The sequence below is a fragment of the Moraxella oblonga NBRC 102422 genome (assembly GCF_001598275.1).
Taxonomy (GTDB): Bacteria; Pseudomonadota; Gammaproteobacteria; order Pseudomonadales; family Moraxellaceae; genus Moraxella; species Moraxella oblonga.
In genome coordinates, this window is the sequence record NZ_BCYQ01000005.1 from 106,132 (window position 1) to 119,094 (window position 12,963).

10 protein-coding genes are annotated in these 12,963 nt (G+C 42.6%); 4 read left to right on the plus strand and 6 right to left on the minus strand.

What is annotated here, in order from left to right; all coding sequences use genetic code 11:
- Positions 1-114: 114 nt before the first annotated feature.
- Positions 115-2,298 (minus strand): carboxy terminal-processing peptidase, encoded by a 2,184-nt coding sequence (locus MOB01S_RS01365; protein ID WP_066800478.1) that lies wholly within the window; start codon positions 2,296-2,298, stop codon positions 115-117.
- Between the two features lie 153 nt (positions 2,299-2,451).
- Here MOB01S_RS01365 and nagZ point away from each other — a divergent pair, with 153 nt between their 5' ends.
- Positions 2,452-3,516 (plus strand): beta-N-acetylhexosaminidase, encoded by a 1,065-nt coding sequence (gene nagZ / locus MOB01S_RS01370; RefSeq protein ID WP_066800560.1) that lies wholly within the window; start codon positions 2,452-2,454, stop codon positions 3,514-3,516.
- Here nagZ and MOB01S_RS01375 read toward each other — a convergent pair.
- Positions 3,513-4,445, minus strand: coding sequence for a DUF2628 domain-containing protein (locus tag MOB01S_RS01375; protein ID WP_066800482.1), 933 nt, complete (start codon positions 4,443-4,445; stop codon positions 3,513-3,515). The two genes, nagZ and MOB01S_RS01375, sit on opposite strands and share 4 nt — an antisense overlap.
- 62 nt (positions 4,446-4,507) lie before the next feature.
- Here MOB01S_RS01375 and trmB point away from each other — a divergent pair, with 62 nt between their 5' ends.
- Positions 4,508-5,347 (plus strand): tRNA (guanosine(46)-N7)-methyltransferase TrmB, encoded by an 840-nt coding sequence (trmB, locus tag MOB01S_RS01380; RefSeq protein ID WP_066800485.1) that lies wholly within the window; start codon positions 4,508-4,510, stop codon positions 5,345-5,347.
- 296 nt (positions 5,348-5,643) lie between these two features.
- The gene (locus tag MOB01S_RS01385; protein ID WP_066800487.1) at positions 5,644-6,528 is read left to right on the plus strand and encodes a DegV family protein; all 885 of its coding nucleotides are present in this window, start codon (positions 5,644-5,646) and stop codon (positions 6,526-6,528) included.
- Positions 6,529-7,127: 599 nt separating this feature from the next.
- Here MOB01S_RS01385 and groL read toward each other — a convergent pair.
- The 3 genes from groL to MOB01S_RS01405 form a co-directional block, all read right to left on the minus strand.
- Positions 7,128-8,759 carry a chaperonin GroEL gene (gene groL / locus MOB01S_RS01395; protein ID WP_066800491.1) on the minus strand — a complete coding sequence of 544 codons (1,632 nt, stop codon included), beginning with the start codon at positions 8,757-8,759 and terminating at the stop codon, positions 7,128-7,130.
- Between the two features lie 127 nt (positions 8,760-8,886).
- Positions 8,887-9,171, minus strand: a complete 285-nt coding sequence (locus MOB01S_RS01400; protein ID WP_066800493.1) for a co-chaperone GroES — start codon at positions 9,169-9,171, stop codon at positions 8,887-8,889.
- Between the two features lie 81 nt (positions 9,172-9,252).
- The gene (locus MOB01S_RS01405) at positions 9,253-10,716 is read right to left on the minus strand and encodes an alpha/beta fold hydrolase (protein ID WP_066800495.1); all 1,464 of its coding nucleotides are present in this window, start codon (positions 10,714-10,716) and stop codon (positions 9,253-9,255) included.
- A 337-nt stretch (positions 10,717-11,053) separates the two neighbouring features.
- Here MOB01S_RS01405 and MOB01S_RS01410 point away from each other — a divergent pair, with 337 nt between their 5' ends.
- Positions 11,054-11,746: a DUF3108 domain-containing protein gene (locus tag MOB01S_RS01410; RefSeq protein ID WP_066800497.1), complete on the plus strand. Its 693-nt coding sequence runs from the start codon at positions 11,054-11,056 to the stop codon at positions 11,744-11,746.
- Positions 11,747-11,833: 87 nt separating this feature from the next.
- Here the strand turns inward: MOB01S_RS01410 and rarD are convergent, their stop codons facing one another.
- Complete coding sequence (rarD, locus tag MOB01S_RS01415; RefSeq protein ID WP_066800498.1) at positions 11,834-12,757, minus strand: EamA family transporter RarD; 924 nt, start codon at positions 12,755-12,757, stop codon at positions 11,834-11,836.
- Positions 12,758-12,963: the final 206 nt, after the last annotated feature.

Here is a 12,963-nt window from a genome sequence, read left to right on the forward strand (position 1 = left end):
AATTCACAATCCTAACAGTATACACCAAATACACCGATATGCCCACAATATTACCAAATGAAACAAAACTATTAAGATTTGTAATCATAGCTTGGTAATATCATGGGCATGGTTTTATTTGATTTGCTTCTTGCCATCAAACATCAGTCGTGCTGTTTCTAAAATATACGCTTCGCTCTCTGGCAATTTGGGGCGTTCATGTTCTTTCATCAAACTGCGTTCTTCGGCAAGAGCATCAATACTGGCTTGATAAGTTGCCCAGTCAGTATAGGGTTTTTCACCTGTGGCTTGACGACGAGCATTTTCAGCCATGAGCGTTTTTTGTTCAATCATGGTATTTTTGGCACGGCGTTTGTCAATGTTCACATCTACAGGTTTTTTATCATCATCCAAAGCTCGAATGGCGTTAAGCTCCAACAAGTATTTAAACTGTGGGTCGCTCTCTTGGCGAGATTTAGAACTGGCAATCAACCCATCAATCAAAGATTTGCTGTATTTGCCCTCAACTTTATATTCGGTTGGTTTGATGGTGTCCCATTCTAGGGGGTTTTTATATTCACGCTCACCAAACTCAATACCCTCATAGATGTTTACAAGCTCCACATCAGGAACAACACCCTTATTTTGGGTACTTCCGCCATTAATGCGGTAAAACTTACGCTGGGTAAGCGTGGCTGAACCTAATGCCAAATCATCACGCTGAGTCTGGGCAGAACCCTTGCCTGTCGTGGTATTACCCACCACCAGTCCACGCCCATAGTCTTGAATGGCTGCCGAGAAAATCTCAGATGCTGACGCTGAACCTAGATTGATAAGTACCGCCATATCGCCTGTGTAAAGCTGTTTACCGCCATCACCATCTTCAAATACTTGGACGTTGCCACGGTTATCACGAATCTGAACAAGAGGACCTTCTTTGATAAACAACCCTAGCATTTTGACAACTTCATCAAGTGAGCCACCTGGATTGTTGCGTAAATCCACCACCAAGCCATCAATATTTTGTTCGTTTAGGGCTTTGATGGCTTTTTCAGTATCCATACTCACCGAACGATAGTCATTGATGTCTGCACCACTACGGCGAGCTTTGAAGTTAAGATAAAAGCTAGGAATCTCAATCACACCCACACGCTTTATGCCACCTTCATAGGGTAACTCCACCACACGGTGATGAACGCCAGCATCTTCTTGGGCGATAACATCACGCACGATGGTTACAGTTCGAGCCGAGCTGTCAGGGGCGTTGGGTTGTTTGATTTTGATGGTTACAGACGTGCCTTTTGCCCCACGAATGAGTGCCACAATCTCACGAGTGGTATAACCCACTGTATCCACCATCTGACCATTCTCTTGGGCAACTCCCAAAATCAAATCATTAGCTTTGACTTGACCTGTTTTTTGGGCAGGACCACCATCAACAAGACTCACAATGCGAATATAGTCGGGATTTTTGCGGTCAGGTCTGATGGATACGCCAATGCCTTCTAGTTGCAAATTGGTTTGGATTTGCATTTCGTTGGCTTGCACAGGGGCATAATAATTACTGTGTGGATCATAGGCAAGCATAGCATTATTTAGCACGCTTTCCATGATTTCGTCATTTTTTAGGCGAGCAAGTTGTTGTTGTTGGCGGTTTAGACGGTTTAGCAAAATCTGACTGGGTGTACGCTCATCACCCTTGACCAAATCTTGACCACGAGCAAGTTCTGGGTTGTCCAAAAAAGCCTTATCTTTGGCTTGGTCATTTTCTTGACCAAGTGTGATACCAATCAGTGTATAGGTGATTTGGTTGTGCCAATATTTGAGCTGTTCATCTTTACTGGCAAAACGTGGCTCTTTTTCACGGTCAAGAATGATGCTTTGGTTGGTTTTTAAGTTTACATTTGTACCGAGCAAGGTTTTGGCTGTATTATAATACTCATTCATGCGAGTACGATAACGCTCAAACACCTCAATCCCTGCACTCAAATCACCCCGTTTTAGGCGTTCTGCATAACTGTCGGCATATTTGGCATTGAGTTCATCAATGTCAGACTGCAAAAAAATGGTACGGTTAGGGTCAAGGGCATCGTAGTACATACTTAGCACTTTTTTGCCCATCTCTTTGTCCAACGGTTGGTCAAGATAATGAGCCTTATCAAGGAGTAGTGCCACTTGACGAGTGGTTACTTTTTGTTCGGTGGTAGGTTCAAAGCCCACTTTGTCAGAAGCAGTCGCGACAGTTGCGACACCTTGTGTAAAAAAGAAACCAGCAACAGCAATGGCGACACTTGATAATAAAAATTGTGGTTTAGACATGATATTCCCTAAAAAGCTAAGAAAACCCGCCTATATTAGCACATTACACCTTACTTGTGTGATTGTTTTTTGTGAGTGTACAAATGAGATTGACACATTTTGGCAAAATCATGGCATAATAAGCAACACTTTTGACAAATGAGTAATAAAAAAATGGCAACTGGTATCATCATGGCAGACGTGGACGGTTTGACACTGACCGAAGACGACAAATTATTTTTGACAAATGAAGGCTTGGGGGGCATTATCTTGTTTAAAAGAAATGTGGCAAACCCTGCCCAAGTACGACAGCTAACCGACCACATACGAGCAATCAACCCCACACTCATCATCTCTGCCGACCAAGAAGGCGGACGAGTAGCACGTTTTCGCGATGGCTTTACGCCCTTGCCTGCCATGGGGAATCTTGGCAAAATCTATGATAAAAATCAAGAGCTTGCCCTATCGCTTGCCTACGATACAGGTTATTTGATGGCGTGCGAAGTACTGGCGGTGGGTGTGGATATTAGCTTTGCTCCTGTGCTTGACATTGATGGGTGTAGTCTTGTGATTGGCGACCGTGCTTTTCATGCTGATGTCAATGTGGTAACTGCATTATCATCACGATTGATAGATGGCATGAATGAGGCTGGCATGAAAGCCACAGGCAAACATTTCCCCGGTCATGGCTCTATCGCCCCTGATTCGCATATAGCAGATGCAGTTGATGAGCGGACACTTGATGAGATTTGGGATTGTGATTTGGTAAGTTTTAGAAACAACCTATCCAAACTCTCCGCACTCATGCCCGCCCATGTGATTTTTAGCCAAATTGATGACAAACCTGCTGGTTTTTCAAAAATATGGCTACAAGAGATTTTAAGAAATCAGTTGGGCTATGATGGCGTGCTGTTTTCGGACGATTTATCCATGAAAGCTGCTCATGTCGCAGGGGACGTAACTGCTCGTGTGCAGTCTGCCATTGAGGCTGGGTGCGACATGGCATTGGTCTGCAATAGTCGTGATGACGCTGTGCGTGCGGTGGAATTTGCCAACACTCTGCCAAACACCCCAAACCGCTTTGCCAAGATGAAAAGCGTCATTCCTACATGGCTTGGGGATTTGGAGACAACCTGTCAAATATTCCCCCATTATCAAACCGCCAAAACCAATGTGTTAAATGCCTTTTTTACCCAAAAATCCGCAAGTGATGAAAAAGACCCCACTCATTATATTTAAATGCACCGTTTGGGAGTCTGCTCTTTATTCAAAGACGTTTGACATCGCCACATCGCCTGCTCACCTTGCACGTGATAAATGGTGAGTGTGCGACCATTTAGATACCGCACAGGGTACATCGCCCCAGAGACGGTTGCCACCACTGCACAATCTGTATTGGCATAATCAAGCCTATCAACTACCTGCATACTCACCTTTTGATTGTCAATGGTAACAGGTAGGTTGGTGGGGCATTGTCCTGTTTTTTCATAAATGAGAGCAATCCGTTTTTGAATGGCGGTAACAGATTGATAACTTTCAAAAATCACCTGCTTTTCTTGACGTATGGCAATCATTGGTACAAATTGCACCACAATGATAGCAAGCAACACCCCAAAAATCCCAAATGCTCCTGCCATACCAAACAGACTGGTTTGTCCGTGTTTGATAAGATGGCCTTTTTGGGCATCTTTATCACTTGGATAAAACGCCACCGCATCAGCTATCTCACGGCGTGCCATGCGATAATAATAAGCATCTGCCCAACGTGCCACCATACCCGCCCAAAATAGCCACACCGCCCCACCTATGGCAACACGCACATACATCTGGTGAGCGTCTGGCAATTTACCAATGAACAAAAATTCACAAATTGCCAAAATAATGACGATATTTAACTTAATAAATGACCAACCAGCAATACAATAAACCATACAATCTAGGTAGCGTTTTCGGTACATCAACCAACCAAAAGTTGTCAAAAATGCTGACCAATTCCAACGAGCGTGCAGTTTGCCCACCTTGTCAAATTCACCAAACCGCTTTAAATAATACGCTTGCGAACGATGACCGATAAACCATTTATCCAGTTGCACCCTCTCAGTCTCTGATAGCTGTGGCAAATAAAATGGTGGTGGCGTAGTATCTTCTAAAAAGGGTAAACGAAACATGATAATTTTGTATTTTTCATTTATAATAATGGCTATTTTACGCTTTTTAGAGCAAATATACCATGACAAATTCCACAAACACCCCCAAATCCCCCTTAGCCCCAATCGGAGGCGACCGCCAAACTCCTGACATCTCACCCGAAGTTATCAGCCAAGAAGTCCAAAACCTTGCTCGCACGCCTGCCGAATATAGCCATGCCATTGCCACTTTTATGAGACGGCGAACCCACCTAAGCCAATATGCCCAAACCGCCCTAACCGACCCCGCCTTTGCACCCTACATCATCAATCATGGTCAAAATTTGGGCAGATTGGGCGATGTCTCAAACATCAAGGATTTACGTAGTTATTTTTCCGACACGCCCAATGACACAAACGCCCCTTTGACATTAGAAATCGGCTTTGGTATGGGCGACAGTCTCATTGAAATGGCAAAAGCTGACCCCACTCGCAACTTTGTAGGCATTGAAGTTCACGAACCGGGCATTGGGCGTTGTGCTTATCTTGCTCACGAAATGGGCTTAACCAACCTAAAAGTACTCAACGGCGATGCCATTGCTCTTTTAAAAAATTTACCCAACGAACACATAGACACAATTCAGCTTTATTTTCCTGACCCATGGCAAAAAAAACGTCATTATAAACGTCGTTTTGTTACCACCGAACGCATGACTTTGGTGGCGGACAAATTAAAAGTAGGTGGCATTTTTCATAGTGCAACTGACTGGGAACACTATGCGTTATGGATGCTTGAAGTGTTAGACCATATGGAACAGTTTGACAACCTATCAGGCAAGGGCAATTTTGCACCCCGCCCCAATTTTCGTCCTGCCACCAAATTTGAAAAACGGGGTGTGGATTATGGGCGTGCCTCTTGGGATTTGTTGTATCAAAAGGTATAAAAGGTTATTGAACAATCTAAAAACCGCTTTTTTTGGCGGTTTTTATTAAAATTTTATAAAAATATTGAATATATTGATTTTTCATGTAAAAATAACCCCATCAACCCAATAATAAAAAAAATCTTAACTTTCTTTATTGGTTTTTAAACATCAACTTATTTACCACCCTTTTTATGCCTTGCAATATCTAATTACAGAAAAATTATTAAAAAATTATTGCATTTTGTTAAAAAATTAGGTAAATTTGTCAAAATTTTGTTGTGGTTATACTTATTATATTATATATTGGGTTGATTATGAAACGCATTACCCTTAATACATCATCATCTGGTTTAGAGTACCTACACAACGTACCGCACCGCGTTGAGACGATACCCCTACATCTTCTTATTAACAACGTAGATTTTATTGACGGACAAAACATCAACCCCGATTCTTTTCGCAAAATCATCTCTGTCGCCCCAAATACGATTGCTAAAACATCGCCTGCTACCGAAGAGGAGGTAACACGGATTTTTGAAAATTTGGTCAAACGTGGCTACCAAGAAGTTTTTGTTTGTACATTATCTGCCAAATTTAGTAAAAGTTATGACATTTTGCAAAAGGTCAAACAAAACTTTTCACACATCATGGATATTTATATTTATGACACTCGCACACTCAATCTGGGGGAAAGTGCGTTAGCATACGAAGCAGACTGCCTTATGCAAGAAGGTTGGGCAATGGATGACATTGCCCACCACTTAGATGATTTGCGTAGCCGTCATTTGTTTATCTTTACGCTTAGCGATTTAAGCTACATCATTCGCAACAAAAAACTCTCTACCACGTCAGGATTTTTTGCCAACTTATTCAACATCAAGCCCATCATGCACATCAACCATGACGGCTACATCACACCTTATAAAAAAGTACGAGGATTTGAGCAAACACTACACAAAATGGTAGAACTTGTGGGCGAAACGGTAGGCAACAACGAAACCTACTTCTATGTGGCAGATGGCGGTGTCAAAGACCTACAAGAGATGTTTATTAGAGTTCTTGATGAGGGTTTTGGACTAAAAAATCCACCACTCATTCCCATTTCTACCATTTCTTTGGCAAACCATGGACCACAAGGTATTGGCATGGGGGCATTTTATGGTAAACTACCTCGAATCATACAACACCTACAACAATAACCTACCAACCGCCATTACCAAATGGCGGTTTTTTGTACCAACAAAACGTTACTATTTTTTACATAATGATAAAGTTTTCCCCAAAAGCTGTGGATAACTGTGCCAATTTTTACCATTTTTATCATAAAAAACCTTACAACATCAGGCTTTGATGATGATTGGTTAATTTTTATACAATTTAAAAAATAACCACAAAACCCACCTCTCACTTTTCCCCAAAAGCTGTGGATAACCTTGTGGATAACTTAGATTTTTCTTGATGAAAGTGTGAAATTACAAGGCTTTGATGATGATTGATTATTTTTTATACAATAAAAATTTATATTTAAAATCAATGAGTTGTATAAAAATAAAAAACCACTTTTTAATGTATTGATACCAAAAGAACGCCAAAATACAATAAGGTCATACAAAAGAGCTTTAAACATGATACCAACAAGCAACCATTTGTCGGGGCGAGTTACAATTTTCCCCAAGATTGTATCAAACTTTTGATTTGGTTAGCACACCCCCATTTGTCAGGAAAAATTTACCTTGCATGAAAAATCTCCCAACCTGAACAGTTGAGAGATTTTAACATTAAGCATATGCAGATGAGCTTACATCATTCCGCCCATGCCACCCATACCACCACCCATTGGCATGGCAGGTTCATCTTTTGGAATGTCAGTAATCATCACTTCGGTAGTTAGCATAAGACCTGCAACCGAAGAAGCGTGTTCAAGTGCCGAACGGGTGACTTTGGCAGGGTCTAGGATACCCATTTCTAGCATGTCACCATACTCGCCTGTGGCGGCGTTGTAGCCATAGTTGCCTGTGCCTGATTTGACTTGATTGACCACCACAGAGGCTTCATCACCTGCGTTGGTTACGATTTGGCGAAGTGGTGCTTCGATGGCACGGCGTAAAATGCTAATGCCTGCGTTTTGGTCGTCATTATCGCCTTTGAGGTTTTCTAGAACAGATAATGCACGCACAAGAGCAACGCCACCCCCCGGCACGATACCCTCTTCTACCGCCGCACGAGTGGCGTGTAGAGCATCATCAACACGGTCTTTCTTCTCTTTCATTTCGGTTTCGGTGGCAGCACCGACTTTAATCACCGCCACACCGCCAGAAAGTTTGGCAACACGTTCTTGGAGTTTTTCTTTGTCATAATCGCTGGTTGATTCCTCAATTTGACGTTTGATGGCTTCCACACGGCTGTCAATCTGAGCTTTGTCACCAGCACCATCAACAATCACAGTATTTTCTTTACCGACAGTGATTTTCTTGGCAGTACCTAGATGTTCAATGTTAGCAGTTTCAAGAGATAGACCCACTTCTTCGGAAATCACCACACCACCTGTCAAGATGGCGATGTCTTGGAGCATGGCTTTACGGCGATCACCAAAACCAGGAGCCTTGACTGCACAAGTTTTTAGACCACCACGCAAGTTGTTAACCACAAGCGTTGCCAATGCTTCATTTTCCACATCTTCGGCGATGATGAGTAGTGGGCGTGAGGTTTGCATGATTTGCTCTAATAGTGGCAAGATTTCACGGATATTAGAAATCTTTTTATCCACAAGCAGGATAAATGGATTGTCAAATTCACAAGTAAGGCTGTCTTGCTTGTTGGCAAAATAGGGGCTGATATAGCCACGGTCAAACTGCATACCCTCTACCACTTCTAGGGTGTCTTCAAAACCTGAACCCTCTTCTACCGTGATGACACCTTGTTTGCCGACTTTTTGCATGGCTTGACTGATAAGCTCACCGATTTTGGCATCTGAATTGGCAGAGATTGAGCCAACTTGGGCAATGGCTTTAAAGTCATCAGCAGGGGTAGACAAGGCGTGGATTTGCTCCACAACTGCACGGGTTGCTTTATCAATACCACGTTTTAGATCCATTGGGTTCATGCCTGCGGCGACTGTTTTCATACCTTCAACCAAAATGGCTTGGGCAAGTACAGTAGCGGTCGTTGTGCCGTCACCTGCCACATCGTTGGTTTTGCTTGCCACTTCACGCACAAGCGATGCACCCATGTTTTCAAATTTGTCTTCTAATTCAATCTCTTTGGCAACTGACACACCATCTTTGGTAATGGTGGGTGCACCAAAAGATTTGTCAATCACAACATTGCGACCCTTTGGACCTAGGGTAACTTTGACAGCGTTGGCTAGGATATTTACGCCATCAATCATTTTTTCACGGGCGGATACGCCAAATTTGACATCTTTTGCCATTGTTTTTCTCTCTTAAATTGTTTAACTTATAAAACTTGATTAAAAACCGTTCGTGGTGAACTTGTCGAACCATTGAACGGTTTTTTCCTTCACCCTTCGACAAACTCAGGGCGAACGAAAAACCTAATTATTCAAGTACACCCAAAACATCACTTTCTTTCATGATGAGTAGCTCTTCGCCATCAACTTTGACAGTTTGACCTGCATATTGACCAAACAGTACTTTATCGCCCACTTTCACATCTAGGGGACGCACGCCATTATCGGTAATCTGACCTTTGCCGACGGCGATGATTTCGCCTTGTTGGGGTTTTTCTTGGGCAGAACCAGGCAAAATGATACCGCCAGCCGTTTTTTGCTCTTCTTCGGTACGGCGAACCACGATACGGTCATGTAAAGGACGAATTGACATAGATTTCTCCATCAAAATGATAAAAACTTGGCTAGAAAATGGAGTTTTTGATAAAAATTTCAAGGATAATTCTAAAAAATTTTACCACTCACAATACATGACTTTTTCGCCAAAATCCGTCTTCGGGTCAGTCAAATATCGCACCACGTGGTCATCTACGCACAAATTTGTACCAAACAAACTGACTGTATGTCCATGATAAGGTACAACAATCAACGGATCATCAAAGCGCTCCGCCATTGTCTTGGCATTGGCAAAAGGCGTAGCAAGGTCATGTTCGTGCGACACAAATAGTAGATTTGGTGTACGTTCATTGACCAGATTTTCCGCCAAATTATCGCCTGCTTGGTATTGCCAATAAAAACAAGTATCCAAATATTCTTCGTCCCTGATAGGCATGATGTCATCATAATGAGCCTGTTTGTCCACGTGCTTGGCGTGTTTGATGTAGTCCTCTTTGGATAGTTTTGGGGCAGAATCAGCACAGTTTACGAGTATCAATGCGTCATTATTAAACCCTTTTTGGGCAAATTCACTAAGTCGTTTTTGGGCATCATAAAGGTTGGTTTTGCCTTGATTTAGTTCATCAAACATCATCACCATATCATACCAAAACACTTGGTAATTGACATTTTCATCAAATATTTTTAGCATACTTTTGGCACTAATCTTGTCGCCATCTTGGTCGGTAAGATTTTTGGCTTCAATGTCATGCAATGTCTCCAAAAAAGCCACACTTGGCTCTTTATCCCCATCAAACACACATGAAACCTCCGCCAAACAAAATGTCATAAAGCCCTCAAAAGCCAGCTGTGCGTTGTGATATTGATTGGTCAGCATCGTAAACAAATCCTCTGTCGTATCCACCACGCCGTCCGCCACACCTGCCCTTAGTCTTGTGGGATAATGCTTAGCGTATTGGCTGACAAGTTTTGTGCCATATGAATATCCCACCATACTCCACGTCTCCACGCCCAGACGTGTGCGAATGCTATCCAAATCCTTGACGACTTCTTTTGAGCCGATAAAGGGCAAAACATCTGCTCCTATTTTTTGGGTACAAGCATCCAAGTAATCTTTCGCCCCCTCAACCTCATCAAGTCCACCACAATCTATCACAGGGCTAGACGGTGCAATACCACGTGGGGTGTACCCTATCAAATGAAAGTTATCTTTGACCTTGTCCGCATACTCACCACCAAGCATCATAAATGGCATCTGCAAACTATTTGCACCGGGTCCACCGTCCAATAGTAGCAAATCCCCAATTGGGTTGGGATTTTTACTAGGCAAACGTGTCAAAGCAAGCGTAAACTGCTTACCATCAGGGTTGGCATAGTCCACAGGCACTTGTATCGTTGCACATTGTAGCTTGGCTGGTGGTTTTTCAAGCACAAACCACGACCAGTACGCCAATCTTTGACAAGAATGCCAACGCACCTCGCCCTGCACATCTACTTGCCGATAAATAGACACAACCACCACAAACAACCAAAAGAACAAAACAGCAAACGCAAAACCAAGATATTTTAAAATTTTTTGCATAATAAACAACCCAACCAACACGCCACCAAAATATCACGATATATCGGTAAAGTATAGTAAATTATATTCAAAAACAAACAAAGGTTTTTCATTCGTGGTGAGCTTGTAAAACCATAACAAAAAACTGTTCACTCCGAAGGCTTAGCTTGGGGAGAACGGTTTTGGTGGTTTTTGAAGTTAAATCACTATATATAAACACAATCTCTCATTTACGATTGGGCAAGATTTAGATGATTTAGCAAGTTTTATCACAAAACGCTACATTTCATCGCAAAACCATCATTGAATTTGTAACAAAATTTGTCCATTATATACGCATATTTTACGGAGTAACCCCATGAGCCTATTTTCTAAAATTCTAAAAACCACCACCGTTGCCACCATAAGCGTAGGGGCAACTTTATCCGCCAATGCTGCCGATTTATCAGGATTTACCGCCACTTATGCGGTAAAAGCAGACGGCAAATCAGGTACTGCCACTCGCACTCTTACCAAAAATGGCAATAACTACAACTACACCGTCAAAGGCAGTGCAGGGGGCATTGCAAGCATCAACCAATCTGCCAATTTTAGCTTATCAAATGGCAAAATCTTGCCATCTAATGCCACCATGTCTGTCAAGGTACTAGGCGTAGGCAATACCCACAGCGTGCAATTTAACAATAATGCCAAAACAGTCGCCAGCACCTACAAAGGCAAAACTGAAAATCTAAAAATGACCGCCCAAGCCTATGATGATTTAAGCCTAGAATCCCAAATACGCCAAGAAATGATTAATGGTAAATTTAGTGGCACTTATCATTTGGTCAAGAAAAAAGCCATTGAAACCACCAAATTTAAAAAATCAGGCAAAAGCACACTCACTGTCCCTGCTGGCACTTATGAAGTGATTCGCATTGACCGTGTACACGAAGATAACGACCGTGCCACCAGTTTTTGGGTTGCTCCTAGCCTCAATTACGTACCTGTCAAGGTCAGCCAAATCAACAACGGCAAGACCATCAGCATGGAACTTACCAAAGTTAATTAAACCACATCAAACCCAATCACTTTGATTTTGGCGATGTTTGTCAAAATCAAAGTGTGATTTGTGGGCATTTATCCAACCAACGACCAATTACGCCACTCGCCTCATCTGTTTGGCAACCCCCTGCACCAAAAGACAAGCTATCCCAAGCCAAATCAATCCAAAGCTACCTAGCATTTGCCATTCAAATACCCCACCAAGTAACGTAACCGCAAGGATAAAAAGTAGGGCAGGTTCAAGATAGCCTAACAATCCAAATAAAGAGGTTGGCAACAAACGGTTGGCTTCCAAGTTAGCTTGTTGGGACACCACACTAATCAGCCCAAGCCCCAACACCTTTAACAACATAATACCTGAACCTAGAACCATCAAGGTATCCGACCCATTCACCATCAGCATGGTAAGGCACACAGGCACAACCAAACTGGTATCCACAAACAGCCCTGTCAAAGCAGGAATGTTTTGTTTGCGTCTCATCACATAAAAAACAGGGTAGGTCAAACACACCCAAAAAGTTGCCCAACTGATTTGCCCAATCCTCAAAATCTCCACACCCACACCCACGCCTGCAAATGCAACCGCCAACCATTGCAATCTGGTCAACCTCTCACCCATGACAAATCCCACCAGCACCATCATAAGTGGCAACAAAAAATACCCCATGGACAACGCCACACCATAACCATTCATGGGAGCATAGACAAACAACCAAAGCTGACTGGCAAAAATCGGTGTTGGTATCAACAGCCACAGCCAGCCCTTGACCCCCTTGACATTACTTAAACCATCAAGTACAAATCTCCACTTACCTAGCAAGCTAATCAACCCCACCAGACACACCCACATCATCACCATTCGCCAATAAAAAATATTCGTCCCTGTCAACGCTGGCAACCACTTGCCATAGGCATACACCATCGCAAACATGACATTGGATAAAACAGCAAGTATCACACCCTTCATGACGGTGTTGGTAGTTGGATAAAGTTTGGGGTGCGTGATTGATTTTGTCATATGGTTAGATACCCATCATGGTGAAAGTTGGTTAGAAGCGTTAGACCAATCATTTTTTATGATGGTCTGTACTGTCATTATACACTTAATTCATATCAAAACTATACAACAAAACCGTTCGCCCCAAGCTTGCCTGCGGGCGGTTTTCCGTTATGGGCAGGCAAGCTCACTTTGAGCAAAAAACCTTTGTCTGGTTTTGAATAGAA